Origin of the sequence: Nocardia sp. CA-107356, from assembly GCF_050946365.1 — a bacterium.
Taxonomy (GTDB): domain Bacteria; phylum Actinomycetota; class Actinomycetes; order Mycobacteriales; family Mycobacteriaceae; genus Nocardia.
Genome location: NZ_CP191992.1, coordinates 9,372,909 through 9,395,097 on the forward strand (window position 1 = coordinate 9,372,909; position 22,189 = coordinate 9,395,097).

The 22,189-nt window shown below is 67.3% G+C and carries 2 protein-coding genes; both read right to left on the bottom strand.

Features of this window, described 5'->3' with window-relative positions; genetic code table 11:
• Nucleotides 1–78: 78 nt before the first annotated feature.
• The gene (locus tag ACQP1G_RS42160) at nt 79–7,503 is read right to left on the bottom strand and encodes an amino acid adenylation domain-containing protein (RefSeq protein ID WP_433195708.1); all 7,425 of its coding nucleotides are present in this window, start codon (nt 7,501–7,503) and stop codon (nt 79–81) included.
• 212 nt (nt 7,504–7,715) lie between these two features.
• Nucleotides 7,716–22,118, bottom strand: coding sequence for an amino acid adenylation domain-containing protein (locus ACQP1G_RS42165; RefSeq protein WP_433195710.1), 14,403 nt, complete (start codon nt 22,116–22,118; stop codon nt 7,716–7,718).
• Nucleotides 22,119–22,189 lie beyond the last annotated feature (71 nt).

Here is a 22,189-nt window from a genome sequence, read left to right on the forward strand (position 1 = left end):
CCATCGTCACTACGCAGACCGGTCGCCGCCGGTGCCGGCCTGTGCGCGCACAGGCCGATGAATCTTCCGGATGGAAGATCAACTCGGGTCGCCCGGCATCGGGACGCCCAGCAACGCACCGACTTCGACGACCGCAGCGATAGTGCCGAATTCCGGCGCGGGTGCGCCGTCATCCAGCACCACGGCGTACAGATCCTCCAGCCCCGTCACGTCGACGGTACCGAGACCGGATCGATCGATGAACAGATGCGTCACCCATTCGTCGGCCAACAGCGCCGACAGCGTTACGTTGTCCAGCTCACCGCCGGCCGTCACCACCACCGACGCACCGTTCTCACCGGCCGCGACAACTTCCAGCAGCGCCGCCGCCGAATCCGCGCGGCCGTACCGGAACAAACGGGATTCGAAGGTCAACTCGGTGCGCGCCCGCAGTCGCTTGGTCGCCACCGCGATGTCGTTGTAGGACAACGTCACCGCGGCGACGAAGGCCGGATCCTCGCCGCGCAGCGCCTGGGTCCGGTTCGCATAGGTCACCGGACGCGGCGATTCGGCGGCGATCTCGCTGAGCACGGCCGGATCGTCGAGGGTGAGCCAGTCGATACCGCCCGTATCGGCGGGAGCCCGGCCGGTGGTCAGGCCGACCTTGATCTCCAACCCGGACCGCAGTGCGGTCGATAGCGACGGTCCGTCGAATGCGGTGACCGGGGTCAGCGCGGCACCAGCTTTGAGCACCGCCCAGGTGGCGACCACCGAGTCCACACCACGATCGAGCCGGAGCGCGACACCGGTGCGCGGCCCGCAGCCGCGGCCGATCAGCACCCGAGCCAGTCGCGATGACCTGGCATCGAGCTCTTGGAAGGAGATGGCGTCCGCACCGAAGACCACTGCGGGCCCATCCGGATCGTCCTCCACCGCGGCGGCCAGCGCCTGGGTCAGCACCGCACCGCTGGTGACCGGAATACCGTCGGCGGCGGGCTCCAGCGCGCTGTCCGGTACGGCCTGTGCCCGATCACGTTCGGCGGCATCGAGTATGTCGATATCGCCGACGCTGACCTGCGGATCCGCCACCACCGCGGTGCAGATCCGATCCAGCCTGCGCCCGAACGCCTGTACCGTCGACTGGTCGAAAAGGTCTGTCGCGTAATTGAATACCGCGACCAGTTCGCCGGGCGCGCCGTCCTCGCGGTGGCGCGGCTCGATGGTCAGCTGCAGGTCGAACTTCGCCGCGACCGCACCGGTATCCAATGCCTCGACCGTCAGACCGGGCAGTACCAGCTTCGGCTGCTCGATATTGTCGAACGACAGCACCACCTGGAACAGCGGATTGTGCGAGGTCGCGCGGTTCGGCAGCACCACCTCGACCACCCGCTCGAACGGGATATCGGCATTGCCGAAGGCCGAAAGATCGGTCTCGCGAACATGTTCGACCAGTGCGTCGAAGGTGGTCGCCGATTCGGTCGTGGTGCGCAGCGCCAAGGTGTTGACGAACATGCCGACCAGATCGTCGAGCGCGCGCTCACCGCGACCAGCGATCGGAGTGCCGATCGTGATATCGGAACTACCCGACAACCGCGCGAGCAGCACCGCCAGCACGGCATGCACGACCATGAACAGCGACGAATTATGTTCGCGGGCAATGCGGATCAGCCCGGCATGGACCTCGGGCGAGAGCGTGAAGCCGGCCGACGCACCGCGCATGGAGGGCACCGCGGGACGCGGCCGGTCCAGCGGCAGCTCGAGCGCGCCGGAAAGTCCGGCCAGCTGGTCACGCCAGTAGGCCAATTGCTGTGCGGCCACCGAGTCTTCGTCATCGTCGGTGCCGATGACCTCGCGCTGCCAGATCGCGAAGTCGGCGTACTGCACATCCAGCGGCGTCCACGTCGGGACATCGCCCGCACAGCGCGCGGCGTAGGCGAGCATCAGGTCACGGGCCAGCGGGGCCATCGAGGCGCCGTCGGCCGAAATGTGGTGCACCACCATGGCGAGCAGATGACGGTTCTCGGTCTCGCCGCGCAGCAGCACACCGCGTACCGGAACCTGTTCGGTCACATCGAATCCGGCCGACATCAGCTCGGTGATGCGGACGATGGGTTCGGTGGTCGCCTCGACCGCGAGCCCGCCCGGCCATGCCTCGGCGACCGGCAGAACCTGCTGATACGGCAGCCCACCCGGACCCGTTGCCGGGTAGCGGGTGCGCAGCGCCTCGTGCCGATCCAGGACATCGGCGACCGCGTCGCGCAGCGCCTGCACATCGAGTACACCGCTCAGGCCGATGGCCAACGGGATGTTGTAGGCCGACGACCGCGGATCGAACTGGTTGAGCACCCACATGCGCTGCTGGGCCAGCGACAGCGGCACCCGGTCGGGGCGCACCGCCGCAACCAGCGGCGCCCGGGAACCGGTGGACGACCCGGGCACGATCCGCGCGGCCAGCGCCGCGACGGACGAGGCCTCGAACAGTTCACGCACCGAGACATTCGCGTCCAGCGCCTCGTTGATCCGGCTGACCGCCCTGGTCGCCAGCAGCGAGTTGCCGCCGAGGCCGAAGAAGTCGTCGTCGAGGCCGACATCGCGGACACCGAGCAATCCGGCGAATACCCCGGCCACGGCCTGCTCGATGGGGGTCTGCGGGGCGCGATAGCTGGCGCTGCCGACGAATTCCGGTGCGGGCAGCGCCTTTCGGTCCAGCTTGCCGTTCGGCGTCAGCGGCAGCGCGTCCAGGACGACGATCGCATCGGGAACCATATAGCTGGTGAGGAATTCGGCGACCGCGGCGCGCAGTTCGGTAGCGTCCACCTGCGCATCGGCCTCGGCCACCACGTATCCGACCAGCCGGTCACCGGCATGTTCGTCGGAGCGCACCAGTACGACGGACTGACTGACCGCAGGCTGGGCGAGCAGCGCCGCTTCGATCTCACCGAGTTCGATGCGGAAGCCGCGCAACTGCACCTGCTGGTCGCTGCGACCGGCGTATTCGAGATTCGCCTTGCCACCGAAACCGGCCCAGCGGCCGAGGTCGCCGGTGCGATACATGCGCGATCCGGGCGCACCGAACGGATTCGCCACGAAGCGGGTCGCGGCTAGTCCGGGCCGACCGAGGTAGCCGCGGGACAACTGCGCACCGCTGACATAGATTTCACCGGCCACCCCGACCGGTGCCGGATGCAGGCGATCGTCGAGCACGTAGCTCTCGAGGCCGGGCAGCGCGCGGCCGATGGCACTTGCCGGATTCTCGGCGAGCTGTTCGTCCAGCGCCAGGAACGATACGTGCACCGTGGTTTCGGTGATGCCGTACATATTGACCAGCCACGGCGCGTTATAGGCGTGCCGCTCGTACCAGCGCCGCAGCTGACGCAGATCCAGTGCCTCGCCGCCGAATACGACATAGCGCAGCGCGAATTTGCCCTGATCGCCCGCATGCGAGGCGCGGTCGGCCTCGGCGAGCTGATAGAACGCCGACGGCGTCTGGTTCAGCACCGTGACCTGTTCGCGAATCAGCAATTCGCGGAACTGTTCCGGGGAGCGGGAGGTCAGGTAGTCGACGACCACGACGGTGCCGCCATTGGCGAGTGCGCACCACAGTTCCCACACCGAGAAGTCGAACGCGAAGGAGTGGAACAGCGTCCACACATCGGTCTCGTCGAATTCGAACATCAGCTGGGTATTGGCGAACAACTCGACCACATTGCGGTGGGCCACGCTGACGCCCTTCGGGACACCGGTGGAGCCCGAGGTGTAGATGACGTAGGCCAGGTTGTCCGGACGCAGACGGGCCGTGCGCTCGATATCGGTGATCGACGATTCGCCGAAGCCCGCGGTGTCCTCGAGCAGCACGACCGGAACGTCCGTCGCCGGAATGTCCGCCAGCAGATCGGCAGTGGTCAGCACACAGGTCGGCTGTGCGTCGGTGAGCATGAACTCGAGCCGCTGTGCCGGGTAGGTGGTGTCGATCGGCAGGTATCCGGCACCGGCGGTGAGTACACCGAGCAGTGCGATGGGCAGTTGCTCGGTCCGTCCGACGGCAACGGCCACCAGCGATTCCGGACCCGCACCGCGCGCCATCAGCGCCCGTGCCACCCGGTTCGCGCGCCGCTGCAGTTCACCGAAACTCAGTGGGGTATCGCCGAATCGGACCGCGATCGCATCCGGACGGCGGCGCGCCTGCTCCTGAATGAGGTCGACCAACGTCACGTCGGGCACCGTCGCGCCGTCCGAATTCCATTCGTGCAGTACCAGATCGCGCTCGCCAGGGGCCAGCAGATCGATATCGCCGAGCACCGCATCGGAGTCGGCCGCCACCGCGGACAGCACGCGCAGGAAGCGATCGGCGAAGTCCTGCACGGTCGCGGCGTCGAACAGATCGGTGGCATAGGTGAAGGTCGCCGACATCCCTTGTGGCGCACCGTATGCGTCGGTCTTCTCGGCCATCTCCAGCTGCAGATCGAACTTGGCGAGCGATACCGCGTGATCCACACCCGAGACGGTCAGCCCCGGCAACTCCAGTTCGGTGCGCGCCAGATTCTGGAAGACCAGCATCACCTGGAACAGCGGATGCCGCGCGGCCGAGCGCACCGGATCCAGCAGCTCCACCAGCCGTTCGAACGGCACATCGGCATGTCCGAAGGCCGCGACGTCGACCTCGCGCACCGCGCGCAGCAGGTCGTCGAAGGTCATGGCGGGATCGATCTCGGTCCGCAGCACCAGGGTGTTGACGAACATGCCGATCAGATCGTCCAGCGCCGCCTCGCCGCGACCGGCCACCGGAGTGCCCACCGCGATATCGCGGGTGCCCGACAGCCGGGCGAGCAGCGCGGCGAGCGCCGCGTGCACGACCATGAACAGCGTCGAATTGTGTTCGTGCGCGATGTGGTTCAGTCGCGCGTGGATCACAGCGTCGATATCGAAGGCGACGACGGCGCCGAGGTTGGACGCCGTGGCCGGACGCGGTCGATCCGCGGGCAGATCCAATTGTTCGGGCAGCGCGGCCAATTCGTCGCGCCAGAATGCGATCTGCTGCGCGAAGACCGATTCCGGATCATCCTCGCTACCGAGGGTTTCGCGCTGCCAGATGGTGTAGTCGGCGTATTGCACCGCCAGTGGCGGCAATTCCGGGCGCTCGCCGCGTGCGCGATCGGAGTAGGCCGACATCAGATCGCGGGCCAGCGGGCCGAGCGAGAAGCCGTCCGCGGCGATGTGGTGCACCACGCACACCAGCACGTATTCGGATTCGCCGAGTTGGAACAGCCGCAGGCGCACCGGCGGTGCGGTCGTCACATCGAATCCGGCCAGCACCTCCGCACCGATGAGATCGGAAAGTTCGGGTGCGGCAGCGGTGGTCACCGCGAGTTCCGGCACCGCGTGCGGCGCACCGGCGGGCAGCACCACCTGGAAGCCCTCGCCGTCGATATCCGGATAGATGGTGCGCAGCACCTCGTGCCGATCGGCCAGATCACCCGCCGCGGCGCGCAGCGCATCGATATCCAGTCGCCCGGACAGCCGCACCGCGAGTGGAATGTTGTTGACCGCGCTGGTGATATCGAACCGGTTCAGGAACCACATGCGCTGCTGCGCGTAGGACAGCGGAATCCGGTCGGGGCGGATCTGCGCGGTGAGCGCCCGGCCGCTGGCCGAACCCGCATGCTGTTCAACCCGTTCGGCCAGTGCGGATACCGTGGATGCCTCGAAGATCAGCTGCACCGGCACCCGCGCGTCGAGTGCGAAACCGATGCGTGCGGCCGCCTGCGCGGCCAGTAGCGAGTTGCCGCCGAGTTCGAAGAAATCGTCATCCGCGCCGACGCGCGCGTCCTCGCCGCTGGCGACTGCTTGCAGGTCGCTCGAAACAACACGACCGCCCAGCAGCAGGGCCGCGAATACCTCGGCGATGATCTCCTCGACCGGGGTCGACGGTGCACGGAACTGCCGTGCCGCGAAGACCGGTTCGGGCAGCGCCGCGCGGTCCACCTTGCCGACCGGGGTCAGCGGGATCTCGTCCAGCACCATGATGGCGGCCGGAATCATGTAGTCGGGCAATGATTCCCCGATATGGGCCGCCAGCTCACCGGTATCGAGGGTGGTACCGGCGCGCGGCAGCACATAGGACACCAGCGCGGTCGTGCCGGAGGGCAGTGTCTTGCCGAGGGTGGCCGCGAAGTCGACATCCGGATGCGCGGTGAGCACATTGTCGATCTCACCGAGTTCGATACGCAGGCCGCGAATCTTGACCTGGAAATCGGAGCGGCCGAGATACTCCAGAACTCCGGTTTCGGTGCGCCGCACCAGATCACCGGTGCGGTACAGGCGTGCGCCCGGGTTATCGGCCTCCGTGCCGAACGGGCTGGCGACGAAGCGTTCCGCGCTCAGCTCCGGTCGGCCGAGATAGCCCTGCGCGAGCACCGCACCCGAGACATAGAGCTCGCCGACGACACCCGTGGGCACCGGACGCAATCGCGCGTCGAGAATGAAGGCGCCGACGCCGGAAATGGCAGAACCGACGGTGACGGGCTCACCGGGCTGCAGCGCCGCGGTGCTGGTGACCATGACGGTCGCCTCGCTGGGCCCATAGGCGTTGAACATGGATCGGCCGTGATCGCCCCAGCGGGCGACCAGATCCGCGCCGAGCCGGTCGCCACCGGCCACCACGACCTGCAGATCATCGAGACCGTCGGTATCCAGCGATTCCAGCGCACCCGGTGTGATCAGCAGATGGCTAACCTGCTCGCGGCGCAGCAGATCGGCGAGTTCGACACCGCCAAACACCGTCGGCGGCGCGATGACCAGCGTCGCACCCACCGAAAAGGTGAACAATGTCTCCATGATCGAGAAGTCGAAGCTGGGCGAGCTGAGATGTGAGACGCGCGCATCCGCATCGATCAGATAGTGCTCACCGACCGCCGCCAGACCGGCCAGACCGGTGTGGGTGACCGCGACGCCCTTCGGCTTACCGGTGGAACCCGAGGTGTAGATGACATAGGCCGGGTGCTGTTCGTTCACCGCGCGTACCCGGTCCGCATAGGAGACCGGATGGTCTGGTTTGGCGGCGATCCGCTCGGATACCACCGGATCGTCCAGTTCGATCCAATACGTCGAGGTGCCGAGCTTGGCGCGATGCGCCGAGGTGGTCAGGCCGAATTCGGCGCCCGAATCGGTCACGATGTGCTCGATCCGCTCCGGCGGATAGTTGGGATCGACCGGCACATAGGCCGCACCCGTCTTCGCGATCGCCCAGAGCGCGACGATCGATTCGACCGAACGGGTAATGCCCATCGCGACGTAGTCGCCCGCACCGATCCCGCGCTCGATCAGCTCGCGCGCCACCCGCGAGGATGTGGCGTCGAGTTCGCGATAGGTGAGTTCACGCTGATCGGCCGTATCGCCGGTCGGGTTGAACCGGAGCGCGACCGAGGTGGCCGCGGACTCCACCGCAGCGGTGAGCAGCTGAGCGAACAGCGGGCTGCCCGACCTGCGGCGACGACTACCACGGACGGAACGACGGGCAGTTTCCATTCGAGTGCATTTACCTCTCGCGTCGAGCTAAGACGTGCCCCGCCCTCCTTCAAGGGCATAAAGCGCCGGGGGCACAGTCCGAGCCATCATATAAGCCTGCAGCATGCACGGTCGCGCCTCCGCCACATGGGCGCAGGCGTGACAGATGTGTATCGGACTCGACCCGATGATGTTGCGAACCAGCGGTTCGCGGGTGAACTAGCTCACATTCCTCATCGCCCTCCGGAGCCGGTGGCGAGCACCCGTTCGCGCCATACTGCGGTCAATACGCTGCCGATTTCGGCGAGACCTGCGGCGGCCGTCATCCGCCAGTGCGTGGTCGGCACCGCGCGATTGTCCACCGCGCCGTCCACCACCTCGGCCCAGATCGACGCGCCGATCGAACCGGTGGCGTCGTCGAGCGCCGCAGTGAAGTAGATGACATCGCCGTGGAACCGCGCCGGGCGATAGTCATTGCGCAGGACGACCGAATGTACGGCGGTATCCAGCACCCTGGTGAACCGGTCGGAGCCGAAGGAGGCGAACGGCTCGGGCAGCTCGACCAGTCGTTCGGCCAGCGCGTCCCAGTCCACATCGGTATCGAAGCCGAGGTCACCGGCCTGCTCACCGAGCAATCCGCCGATCAACTCGGCCACCGGCACCGGTGCGCCCGCCCCTTCGGCGCGTTCGTCGGGCGGATCGGCCATATAACTGTCCATCACCGCGAGCGTGGCCACCTGCTGTCCCGCGCGCTGCAACTGGACCGCGATCTCGTGCGCGAAGACACCGCCCATCGACCAACCGATGAGGTGATACGGCCCCTGTGGCTGGACCGAGCGGATCGCCTCGACATAGATCCGCGCCCATTCTTCGATGGTGTCCGGCAAGACCGCCGCCGCGGCCAGCGTCGGCGCCTGCACGCCGTAGATCGGCCGGTCCGGATCGAGGTAGGCGGCCAGACCGGCGAACGACCACGCGATACCGGACACCGGATGGATACAGAACAGCGGTTCGGCCGAACCCGTCGCGCGCAGCGGCAGCACCACGTCGAAGGCCGCCTCGCCCTCGACCTGACCGCTGGCCCGGCGCGCCAGTTCGGCGACGAACTCGCCCGGCGTCGGCGCAGTGAACACCCGCATCACCGGAATCTTTTCGCCGAGGGCCGAACTCAGCCGCGCGGTCAGCTTCGTAGCGATCAGCGAGTTGCCGCCGCGTTCGAAGAAGTTGTCGTCCATACCGAATCGATCGAGGTCGAGCACCTGCGCGAAGGCCGCGGCGACGGTTTCCTCGATCGGGGTGGCCGGCGCGCGGTACTCGCGTGCCGCGAATGCCGGATCGGGCAGTGCGCGTCGATCCAGCTTGCCGTTCGGTGTCAGCGGCATCACATCGAGCACCACGATCGCGGCGGGAACCATATAGCCGGTGAGGAATTCGGCCACCTGCGTGCGCAGTTCATCCGGATCGAGGCGAGTACCGGAGGCGGGCACCACATAGCCGACGAGCTGATCGCCGAGGCGTTCGGTCGAACGGACCAGTACGATGGCCTGACTGACCGAAGGCTGGGCGAGCAATGCCGATTCGATCTCGCCGAGCTCGATGCGGAAGCCGCGCAACTGGACCTGCTGATCGCCGCGTCCGGCGTAGGCCAGCCCAGTCACCTCATCGAAGTGGCCCCAGCGCCCGAGGTCACCGGTGCGGTACATGCGAGAACCCGACGCGCCGAACGGATTCGCGACGAACCGCGCGGCGGCCAGCCCCGGCCTGCCGAGGTATCCCCTGGACAGCTGGGCCCCGGCCACATAGATCTCGCCCGGTGTGCCGACCGGCACCGGATGCAACCGCCCGTCGAGGACATAGCCGTCGAGTCCGGGCAGTGCGCGCCCGATCAGGCTGTTCGGGTCGTCCGCGATCTGCTTGTCCAGCGCCAGGAACGACACGTGCACCGTGGTTTCGGTGATGCCGTACATATTGACCAGCCGCGGCGCATCCGCGCCGTGGCGGTCGTACCAGCGACGCAACTGGCGCAGATCCAGTGCCTCGCCGCCGAATACGACGTGGCGCAGTGCGTAGTCACCGTCGGAATCCGGTGCGGCCCGGTCGGCCTCGATGAGCTGGTAGAACGCCGACGGCGTCTGATTCAGCACCGTCACTCGCTCGCGAATCAGCAACTCGCGGAACAGCTCCGGTGCGCGCGAGGTCGCATAGTCGACCACGACGACGGTGCCGCCGGTCGCCAGCGCGCACCACAGTTCCCACACCGAGAAGTCGAACGCGAAGGAGTGGAACAGCGTCCACACATCGGTCCCGTCGAAACCGAATAGCGGCTGGGTATTCGCGCACAGCTCGACCACATTGCGATGTGCCACACCGACGCCCTTGGGCACACCGGTCGACCCCGAGGTGTAGATGACGTAGGCCAGGTGATCCGGGAGCAGCGGGGCGATGCGGTCGGCATCGCTGATCGGACCGTCGGCGAATTCCCTTGTCTCTTCGAGCAATATCACCGGCTGGTCGCCGACCGGCACATCGGCGCGCTGCGCCGCAGTGGTGAGCACACAGACCGGAGCCGCGTCCGACAGGACGAAGGTCAGTCGCTGCGCCGGGTAGGTGATATCGATCGGCAGATAGGCCGCACCGGCGGTAAGTACGCCGAGTAGGGCGACCGGCAGCTCCTCCGTGCGCGAAACCGCGACGGCCACCAGCGATTCCGGTCCGGCACCGGCGGCGATCAGCGCCCTGGCCACCCGGTTCGCGCGCCGACGCAACTCGGCGAAACTCAGTGTGGTCTCGCCGAAGCGGACCGCCACCGCATCCGGTCTGCGCCGGGCCTGATCGGCGATCAGCTCGGGCAGCGTCGCGGCGGGCACCCACGCGCCGCGCGAATTCCATGCGCGCAGTACGCTGCCACGTTCATCCGGGCCGAGCAGATCGATATCGCCAACGGTCACCGTGGCATCGGCGACGACCGCGGTAAGGATCCGGCCGAAGCGATCGGCGAAACCCTGCGCGGTCGCGGCATCGAACAGATCTGTCGCGTAGGTGAATTCGGCCAGGATGCCCCGCGTGTCACCGCGCGGACCGACCCGCTCGCTGAGTGCGAGGCGCAAATCCACCGCGATCGGATCGGCGTCATCGTGGAAGCCCATCGCGACCTGGAACAGCGGATGCCGGCCGGGAACCCGGACCGGGTCGAGCACCTCGACGAGTTGGTCGAACGGCACATCGACATATTCGAATGCCGCGGCGTCGACCGGACCGATCGCGGCGAGCAGCTCGTCGAAGGTCGCACCGGCGTCATATTCGGTCCGCAGCACGACGGTGTTGCCGAAAGCGCCTGCGGCATTATCGGTTTCGGCCGAAGCGCAACCGCGCACCGCGGTACCGATCGCGATATCGGTGGTACCGGACAGCCGCGCCAACAGCACCGCGAATGCCGCGTGCGTCACCACGAACATCGAGGTGTTGCGGGTCTCGGCGAGTCGACGCAGCCCGTGGTGCAGGTGCACGCCGATCTCGAACCCGACCTGTGCATCGGCACTGGACGGCACGGTCGAGCGCGGTCGGTCCATGGGCAGCGTCAACTCATCCGGCAGACCCGCCAATGCGGCGCGCCAGTACCGAACCTGGGTGAGCACGTCGGCGCCGACACCATCGCGCACCGCCGCGATCGAATGCTGTGGCGCGGCGACGAATTCGCCGAGCACACCGCGCAACCGGCGGGTCAGCGCCCGCGCCGCGGATTCGGCGACGGTGTCGCTGCGGTACAGCACCTCCACCCGCAGCCCAGCGCCCAGTTCGGCCCGCACCGTGACCGGATAGTGGGTGTAGTCGACCGAATGCACTCCGGTGACCTGCAGCCCGTCGACGGCACTGCCCGCCTGACGCAGGCCATCGGCGTCGATCGGATACGACTCGTAGGCCAGCAGCGAATCGAACAGCTCGTTCCCGCCCGCGACACCCTGGACCTCGGCCAAACCGAGATAGTGATGCTCGAGCAGTGCCGCCTGCTCCGCCTGCAGATCGGTGAGCAGCCGCGAAACCGTCGTCGCCGAATCGAATCGAACCCGCACCGGGATGGTGTTCACGAAGAGGCCGACCATCGCGTCGACCCCGTCGAGCTGCGGCGGCCGTCCCGATACGGTGACACCGAAGACGACATCGTCGCGGTCGGTGATACCCGCGATGACCACACCCCACGCCGCCTGCAGCACCGTATTGACGGTGACCTCGGCGGCGGCGGCACAGGCGGTCAGCGCCGCCGTTTCCGTCGCCGACAGCTCGAATGCGGATCTGCCGAAACCGTTGTCCGGAACCGCCGGTCGCACCAGCCCGGGGGCGAGTAGCGTCGGCTCGGCGCCCGCGAGCGCGGTATCCCACGCGCGCAATGTGGTCTCGCGGTCCTGGCGCGTCAACCACGTCAGGTAGTCGCGGTACGGCCGCGCAGCGGGCAGCAGCGAGGTATCGCTCCTGGTCGCGTAGAGGACCAGCAGATCCTTCATCAGTAGCGGCATCGACCAGCCGTCGAGCAGGATGTGATGTGCGGTCAGCACCAGGTGGGTGTCCCCGGATGTGGTGCGGTACACCGTGAATCGCAGTAGTGGCGCGATGGCGGGGTCGAATCCGGTGCGCTGGTCGGCGGCGAGCAGATCTGACAGATCGGCATCGGGCACCTCGGTGACCACGCGCCACGGCACCCGCACGTCATCGGCGATCAGCTGTACCGGTTTGCCGTCCGCGCCGATGGTGAAGGCGCTGCGCAGATTCGCGTGCCGGTCGAGTACCGCCTGGGCCGCGCGGTGCAGGCGATCGAGTTCGAATTCGCCCGCGAGCTCGACCGATACCTGGATGACGTACGGGTCCACCGAATCCGCCAGCATTTCCATCAGGAACAGCAGGCCGGTTTGCAGCGGCGATAATGGCAGCACGTCGGCCAGGTGCGGATAGTCCGCGCGCCAGGTGTCGAGCTCGTGCTGGGTGGCGCGGATCAGCGGCACATCCGATGGCGTCAGGCCACCGGCGGACGGGTCCGATATATGCCGGGCTACCGCGGTCAGCGCGGCCAGCCAGTCGTCGGCCAGTTCGCGCACCGCCGCCTCGCCGAGGATCTCGCCCGCGTACCGGAACACCACATCCATACGTGGTCCCGCATCGGTGTCGACGACGATCGCGTTGATATCGATCACGGCGTTCGCTGGCAGTGCGGGATCCTGGCCGCCGTCCAACTCCCCCAGCTCACCGGATGGCAGCCAGCCCGGATCGGTCAGCCCCTCCGGCGCACCGCCGGTGGCGACTCGGCCCAGATAGTTGAAGCCGATCTGTCCGAGATCACCGGCCAAGGCATCGGCGGTCGCCGAATTCAGTTGGCGCAGTAGACCGAAGCCGATGCCCCGATCCGGCACCGCGAGTAGTTGTTCCTTCACCGACCGCAATACCGCCGCGGTCTCCTCGGCAATACCGGTGAGATCGAGCGCCACCGGGTACACGCTGGTGAACCAGCCGATCGTGCGCGTCAGATCGGCGCCGGGCACGGTGGCTTCCTCGCGGCCGTGGCCCTCCAGCCGCACTCTGGTGACCGGGGCATCGATGCCGCGGCGCGCCCGCCAAGTCCGCACCGCCATGACCAGTGCCGCGAGTAGACCGTCGTTGACGCCGCCCCGGTAGCGCGCGGGCACCGTGGTCAACACCGCGTCGGCGACCTCGACGGGCACGTCGACCGTCAACTGTCGCACGGTCGCATGGATATCGACAGCGGGATCGAGTGCGCGGTCGCCGAGCAAAGGATCCGGGGTGGCCAGCACGTCACGCCAGTAGTCGAGTTCAGCGGTCCGCGATGGCTCGCCCGATGCCTCGGCCAGACCGTGTGCCCAGCGTCGGAAGGAGGTGCCGACCGCGGGCAACGCGACCGTCATCCCGGCTGCGCGCTGTGCCCACGCGGTGATGAGATCCGGGATCAGGATCCGCCACGACACCCCGTCGATCACATAGTGGTGCGCCGCGACGACGAGCAGATCGCGCGCGTGCGGCCGGTGCAGCCAGGTGCACGCGACCATCCGGCCAGCAGTCGGATCCAGGGCCGCCAGCGCGGCGGCCATGGCGGCGTTGCCGATTCGATTCAGGTCGGCATCGCCGGGCACGCGCATCTGCGATACCAGTGCCGACGCGTCGAGGGTGCCCGGTGCGGGTACTTCCTGCCGCCACCGGCCCTCGCTGCGCCATACTCGGGCGCGCAGCATGTCGTGGTGGTCCAGCACGGCGGTGAGTGTGGCGACCAGTCTGGCGTGATCGATACCCTCCGGCAGCGCGAGCACCATGGTCTGGGCGAATCGGCCGAACGAACCGGCTTCCAGGAATCCGGCGAGTACCGGGGTCAGCGGGATTTCGCCGATACCGCCGCCGGGTAGCTCGGCCAATACCGTTGGCGCCGATGCGGTCCCGAGGATCGCGATCCGGGCCAGCCCGGCCACGGTCTTCTGCTCGAACACCTCGCGCGGGGTGAATCCGATTCCGGCCGCTTTGGCCCGTGCGACCAGCTGGATCGAGACGATGCTATCGCCGCCGATGGCGAAGAAGGAGTCGTCGGCGCCGACCTGCGGTACGCCGAGGACCTGGGCGAACAGCTCGGCGATCCGGACTTCCACCGGACCGGACGGTGCCCGCGACACCGTGGCCGTGAACCGCGGTTCGGGCAATGCGTCACGGTCGAGTTTGCCGTTGGAGGTCAACGGGATCTCGTCGAGGACGACGATGGCGGACGGCACCATATGCGACGGCAGCACGTGCGCCGCGAACTCCGTGAGCCCCTGGGGATCGACAATGCGGTCGGTCGCCGCGAGCACGTAGGACACCAGCACCGTGGCACCCGCCGCCGTTTCGCGGCCGATGGTGACGACGAATTCGACATCGTCGTGTCCGCCGAGCGCCGCATCGATCTCACCGAGTTCGACGCGGAAGCCGCGGACCTTCACCTGAAAGTCGCTGCGCCCCACATAATCCAACTCGGTCGCGGCAGCACCGGCTGGCGCGTACCAGCGGACCAGGTCACCGGTGCGATACATCCGTGCGCCCGGTGCGCCCCACGGGTTGGCGACGAAGCGTTCCGCGGAGAGTCCGGCTCGATTCCGGTATCCGCGCGCCAGCGCACCGCCAGCCAGATACAGCTCACCCGTCACACCGGGCGGAACCGGATTCAGCCGTGCGTCGAGCACAAGGGCGGACATGCCGTGTACCGGCTCGCCGATCGTAATGTGCTGTCCTGCGGTCAGTTCCGCGTACGAGGAGATGATGGTCGTTTCGGTCGGGCCGTACCCGTTGTAGTACCGACGACCCGGCTGCCACTTGCCCAACAACTCCGACGTGGTGACATCACCACCAACCGACAGCATTTCGAGCCGATCCAACCCCGCCGGATCCACCGTACCCAACACCGCCGGAGTGATGATCGCGTGCGTCACCTGCTCGACGCGCAGCAGGTCGCCGAGTTCGTGTCCACCGATCACATTCGACGGCACGATGACCAGTGTCGCGCCGGTCGAGAAGGCACACAGCCATTCGAGCACCGATGGGTCGAAGCTCGGCGAGCAGATGTGCAGGAAGCGATGGTGCGGCTCGAGCCGGTACAGCTTCACCGCGTGATCGAGCAGGCCGCCGAGTCCGGCGTGGGTTACGGTGACACCCTTGGGCATACCCGTTGAACCGGATGTGTAGATGACGTAGGCCGGGTGATGCAGCCGTAGCGGCGCGATCCGGTCGGCATCGGTGAGCGGTGCGGCAGATCGGCTGGCACACAACGCATCCGTCTCGGCGTCATCCAGCGCGAGCCACTGCACGTCATCGGGTAGGCCGGATAGGTGATCGGCGGTGGTGAGCCCGATGACCGCGGCCGAATCGATCAACAGGTACCGCACCCGATCCACCGGATAATTCGGATCGACCGGCACATGCGCACCACCGGCCTTCGCGACCGCCAACGCCGCCGCGACCATCGCATAGGACCGCGGCAGCGCAACCGCCACCAGGCTTTCCGGCCCGACACCTCGATCGATCAGCACCCTGGCCAACCGCGACGAATACGCATCGAGCTCGCGGTAGCTGATCGAGTGACCCTGATAGCGAACCGCTGTGCGATCGGCACCGTGACGCAGTCCGCGCACCAGCAGATCGGGCAACAATCCACCGGCCATCACCTGATCCGGATGCACCCGGGTCAGCGACTCGACCTCGGATTCGGCGAGGATCGGCAGCTCACCCACCGGAACGTCCGCGCTTGCGACAATCCCCGCCAATAGCCGCACGAACCGATTCGCGAACACCCGCACTGTCGCATCGTCGAAAAGGTCACGCGCGTAGGAGAACGCGGCCACCATGCCCGCACTCGACTCGCGAATTGCCAGCGACAGATCGAATTTCTCGGTCGTGATATCGAAATCGACCGGGGCGACCCGTAATCCGGGCAGCTCGAAGGAGCTGTCCGGCAGATTCTCGAACGACAGCGCCACTTGGAACAACGGATGCCGCGCCGTCGATCGCTGCGGCTCCAGCAGATCCACCAGACGCTCGAAAGGGATATCCGCATGTGCGAATGCCTGTAGGTCAACGTCTTCGACGTGCGCGAGCAGTTCGGTGAAGGTGCTCGAGCCCGGCACCTCGGTGCGCAGCACCAGCGTATTGACGAACATGCCGATGACGTCGTCGAGTTCGGCCGCACCGCGTCCGGCGACCGGTGTACCGATGGCGATATCGTCGGTGCCCGACAGTCGCGCGAGCAATACCGCGAGGGCGGTGTGGACCACCATGAACAACGTGGCATTGTGCTGGCGGGCGATATCGGTCAGCGCCCGGTGCAAGTGCGGATCGATCGCGATATCGCAGTGGCCACCGACGAACGAGCGGACCGCGGGCCGGGGCCGATCCGACGGCACACTGAGCTCGTCCGGTAGCTCCGCGAGCGTCTGCCGCCAGTACGACACCTGCTGTCCGGCAAGGGAATCCGGATCCGATTCCGAGCCGAGTACGGCGCGCTGCCAGATCGCGAAGTCGGCGTACTGCACCGGCAGCGGTGCCCATGCCGGAGCCGATCCGCCGCCGCGCGCGACATAGGCGAGCATCAGATCACGGGTCAGCGGGCCCATCGACCAACCATCGGCGCTGATGTGATGGGCCACCAGCACCAGCACGTATTCGCCGTCGCAGCGCAGCAGGGCGGCGCGCACCGGCACCTCGGCGGTCACATCGAAGCCGGCACCGACCAGACCGGCGATCCGATCCCGCAGCTCATCCGCCGTGACATCGTCCACAACGAGGTCGGCAACCGCCTGCCCGGCGGGCAGGATCACCTGGTGAGCGACACCGTCGCGGGCCGGGTACACGGTACGCAGCACCTCGTGCCTGGCCACGACATCGGCGACGGCCAACCGCAGTGTGTCGATATCCAGTGCGCCGGTCAGCCGTACCGCCACCGGCACGTTGTACGCGGACGAGGCGGTATCGAACTGGTTCAGGAACCACATTCGCTGCTGTGCCAGCGATAACGGCACCTGCTCCGGCCGCGGACCGGCCGTCGGTGACGGCGGCCGACCGGTCCCCACCCGCTGCTCGACCCGGACCGCCAGCGCGGCGACGGTGGTCGCCTCGAACAACATCCGCACCGGCACCTGCGTATCCAGCGCCGCACCGAGACGCGCCGCCACCTGGGTGGCGATCAGTGAATTGCCGCCGAGCGCGAAGAAATCATCGTCGATCCCGACGCGATCGGCCCCGAGCACATCGGTGAACACCCGGGCGACGATCTCCTCGATCGGCGTGGACGGCGCACGGAATACCCGAGTCTCGAACTCCGGTGCGGGCAATGCCTTTCGATCCAGCTTGCCGTTGGCGGTGCGCGGGAGCGTGGCCAAGACTACGAATGCGGCGGGCACCATATAAGACGCCAGCGCACCGCCCAACGCCGACTTCACCCGCGTCACATCGACATCGGTCGTCGCGGGAACCAGGTACGCGACGAGCCGGTCGCCGGTCCGCGGATCGGCATCGGCGATGACCGCCGCCTGCGCGACCTCCGGCATGGCGGTCAATGCCGCCTCGATCTCGCCCAACTCGATGCGGAACCCGCGGATCTTCACCTGGAAGTCGGTGCGGCCGCGATACTCCAACTCCCCGATGGCATTCCATGCCACCAGGTCACCCGTGCGGTACATGCGCACACCGGACTCGAACGGGTTGGCCACGAACCGCTCCGCGGTCAGATCGACCCGCCCGAAATAGCCGCGCGCCAATTGCGCCCCGGCCAGATACAACTCACCCGAAACACCCACCGGCACCGGATGCAGACGCGAATCCAGCACGTAGACACGGCTGTTCCACTCCGGAGCACCGATCGACACCGACACCACATCGGCATCGGTCACCCGATGGCTGGTGATCGACACCGCCGCCTCGGTCGGACCGTACAGATTGAACAGTTCCTTCTGCGGATAGGTCGCACGGAACCGCTGTGCCAGCGCGGGGGGCAGCGCTTCACCGATCACCAGCAACCGCCGCAGCGTGAACGGCAGCCGACCGGTCAGCAGCGCATCCAACATCGACGGCACCGTGTGCAGGGTGGTCACCGATTCCCGTGCCATCAGGTCGTTGAGATAGGCGGGGTCGCGGTGCCCGTCCGGCGCGGCGAGCACCAATCGGCCGCCGCAGACGGCCGCCGACCAGAACTCCCACACCGACAGATCGAAGGTGGCGGCCGTCTTCAACAACACCGCATCACCCGGACCGAGCGCGAATTCACCGGTCTTCCAGAGCAATTGGTTGACGATCGCGCCGTGCGATACGGCGACGCCCTTCGGGCGCCCCGTCGAGCCCGATGTGAAGATCACATACGCGGTATTCGTCGCGCGCAGCGGGGCGATCCGATCGCCGTCCTCGATCGGTGTCGCAGCCAACCGGCCGAGGTCGAGCCGGTCCAGTCGAACCATCGGCGCGATCCCGGTATCGAAAGATGACTCGGCATTGGTCAACACGCACACCGGTGCCGCGGTGCCCAGTATGTAGTCGGTCCGCGCGGCGGCCTGGTCCGGATCCACCGGCACGTACGCGGCACCGGATTTGGCCACGGCGTACATCGCCACGACCAGATCCACCGACCGGCGCAACGCGAGCGCCACCCGGGACTCCGGTGCGACACCTCGCGAAATCAGATGCCGCGCAAGACGGTTCGCCCTGGCGTCCAACTCGGCATAGGTCACCGGCTCACCGTCGGCACCCATCAGCGCCACCGCCCCCGGTGTCGCGGCGACGGTCGCATCGAGCAGCGACACCAGCGTCGTCGTCGCATCCACCGCGTGGTCGGTCGCGTTCCGTCCGGACACCAACTCGGTCCATTCGGCGGCGTCGAGCAATGCCAGGTCACCGACGACCACGCTGGGCGCGGCGCTGATCTCGCGCAACAACCGCGCGAACCACGCCACGAAACGCGCCACCGTCTGCTCGTCGAACAGATCCTGCGCGTAGGTGACAGCACCCCGGATACCGGCGGGCCGACCGGCCTCGTCGTAGTGATCGCCGATGATCCAATGCAGATCGAACTGCGACACCGCGGCATCGAAATCCACCCCCGAGACGGCCAGTCCGGGTAGCTCCACATTCGTCGCGGCCAGATTCTGGAACGACAATCCCACCTGGAACAGCGGATGTCGCGCCGTCGAGCGCACCGGATTGAGCACCTCGACGAGTCGTTCGAACGGCACATCCGCATTCGCGAAGGCCGCGAGATCGGTCTCGCGTTGCCGCGCGAGCAGTTCGGTGAACGGCGCGGACTCCTGCACCCGGGTCCGGAACACCAGGGTATTGACGAACATGCCGATCAGCTCGTCCAACGCCGCCGCACCGCGACCGGCCATCGGCGTGCCGACGGCAATGTCATCGGTGCCCGACAATCGGGCCAGCAATACCGCCAATGCCGCATGCACGACCATGAACAGCGTCGCACCCTCGGCGCGCGCCAATTCGACCAGCGCCCGGTGGGTTTCGGCATCGATGTGCACCGCGACCTTGCCACCGGCAAAGGACTGCACCGCGGGCCGTGGCCGATCTGTCGGCAACTCCAGCTGATCCGGCAGCTCCGCGAGCGCGTCACGCCAATAGGCAATCTGCGCGGCCGCCAACGACTCCGGATCGTCCTCACTGCCCAATAGCTCGCGCTGCCAGATGCTGTAATCCGCGTACTGCACCGGCAGCGGCTCCCAGCCCGGCTCCGAACCCGCCGAGCGAGCGGCGTAGGCGGTCATCAGATCCCTGGTCAACGGCCCCATCGAGCTGCCGTCACCGGCAATATGGTGCACCACCAGCGCCAGCACGAATTCGACTGGCGCGTCCGTGTTCTCGACCGCGAAGAGCGCGGCCCGCAGCGGCACTTCGGCGGTCACATCGAAGGTTGTCGACAGCAGTTCGCGTACGGCGGATTCGAGCTGCTCGACCACCACCGTGCGAACCATCAGCTCGGGTACCGCCTCGTCCGAGGGCAGGATCCGTTGTACCGGACCGGCTTCGGTCTGCGGATACACCGTCCGCAGCACCTCATGACGTGCGACGAGATCCGTGACCGCCGCCCGCAACGCCGCCACATCGAGCGCACCGGTGAGCCGCACCGCGATCGGAATGTTGTAGGCCGCCGACGCCGTATCGAAGCGGTTCAGGAACCACATCCGCTGCTGGGCCAGCGATAGCGGAATGGACTCCGGTCGCGGACCGGCGCGCAACGCCCTGCCGTCGCCGGTTCCCGCGTACTGCGCCACCGCAGCGGCGAGCCCGGCGACGGTCGGCTCCTCGAAAAGCAGGCGCACCGGCACCCGGGCATCCAGCGCCTCCCCGACACGTGCCATCAACTGCGTGCCGATCAGCGAGTTGCCACCGAGTGCGAAGAAGTCGTCATCCGCGCCGACCGGCACATCCAGTGCCAGGACCTCGGCGAAGAGCTCGGCGAGCACCGGCTCCACCGCACCCGATGGCGCGCGGAAGGTCTTGGTACCCAATCGAGGTGCGGGCAGCGCCCGCCGATCCAACTTGCCGACCGGGGTCAGCGGAATCTCATCGAGCGCCATAATGGCGCTCGGCACCATATGGGCGGGCAACTTCTGCGCGGCCAGCGCGGCCAATTCCGCGGTATCGACCGACATACCGTCGGCGGCGCGCACATACGACACCAGAATCGTTGCGCCGCTGTCGCGTTCGTATCCGGTGGTGACCACGAATCCGACACTGTCGTGCCCGGCCAGCACCGCATCGATCTCACCGAGTTCGATCCGGAACCCGCGGATCTTCACCTGGAAATCGTTGCGCCCCAGGTATTCCAGCTCTCGTTCCGCGGTCCAGCGCACCAGATCGCCGGTGCGGTAGAGCCGGGCGCCGGGCGCGCCGAACGGATCGGCCACGAACCGGGCGGCGGTCAGTCCCGGCTGTTCGTGATAGCCGCGGGCCACCTGCGCACCGGAAATATACAGTTCGCCGACGACCCGGCCGGGTACCGGCGCAAGCTCCTCATCCAACACATATTCGGTGATCCCGCGGATCGGCGCACCGATGGTCACCGGCTGCCCGGGTGCCATCGGTGCACTGATATTGGTCATGATGGTGGTCTCGGTGGGGCCGTATCCATTGAAGAATTCCCGAGTCACGCCATTCGCGATCGGCACTGCCCAGCGCTGCACCAACTCCGGCGGACATGCCTCACCACCCGCGACCACCACTCGCAACTCGTCCAACCCCTCGGGCGGCAGTGAGGCGAGCGCGGCCGGGGTGATGAAGGCGTGGGTCACCCGCTCCCGGCCCAGCAGCGCGGCCAGTTCCGCACCGCCGTAAACCGTGGGCGCGGCGACCACCATGGTCGCGCCCCGGCTCAGCGCGAGCAGCAATTCCAACACCGATGCGTCGAACGAGGGCGAGGCGAAATGCAGTGTGCGCGAATCGGATGTCAGCCGATAGCGTTCGCGCTGCTCATCGCAGAAATTCGAGAGACCGGCCTGGGTGAGGACCACGCCCTTGGGTGTGCCGGTCGATCCGGAGGTGTAGATGACATAGGCCGGATGTTCGGCACGCAATTGCCGGACCCGGTCCGCGTAGGTGATCGGCTCCGCCGAATACGCCGCGACCCGCTGCCCGAACTCCACGCTATCGATCGCGAGCCATTCGAGCCCGCCCGGCAGCTGCGCGCCGACCGAGGCGACGGTAAGACCGAGTGCCGCACCGGAGTCCGACAGCATATGGGCGACGCGATCCGCCGGATAGTTCGGGTCGACCGGCACGAATCCGGCGCCTGTCTTCGCGATCGCCCACACCGCGACGACCGACTCCACCGACCGCGGAATACCGACCGCGACCAGATCCTCCGGACCCACGCCGCGGTCGATCAGCAAGCGCGCCAAGCGGGTCGAGCGATCATCCAGTTCGGCATAGCTCACCTGCGCCAATGTCGTTGTCGCAGCCGCGAGGACAACCGCGGCTCCGGCCGGATTGGCCTCGACGGCGGTGGTCATCAACTGCGGCAGGGTTTTGATCCGTGGGCGTCGAGTCCGGTTGGGCCGCTCGCGATTCGGCCGCGTCATGCGCCGAACCCCTGCCGCGCACCGCGCGTGAGCGCCACCAACACACATTCGAACAGGCCGACCATCAGGGAGCTACTTCCTAGGGTTTGTCGTTACATCGCCACCCCCGCGCAAGATCA

Excerpts from the sequence above, each read along its gene's own strand:
- ACQP1G_RS42160 (WP_433195708.1), bottom strand. The coding sequence starts at position 7,503 with ATGGAAACTGCCCGTCGTTCCGTCCGTGGTAGTCGTCGCCGCAGGTCG.
- ACQP1G_RS42165 (WP_433195710.1), bottom strand. The coding sequence starts at position 22,118 with ATGTGTGTTGGTGGCGCTCACGCGCGGTGCGCGGCAGGGGTTCGGCGC.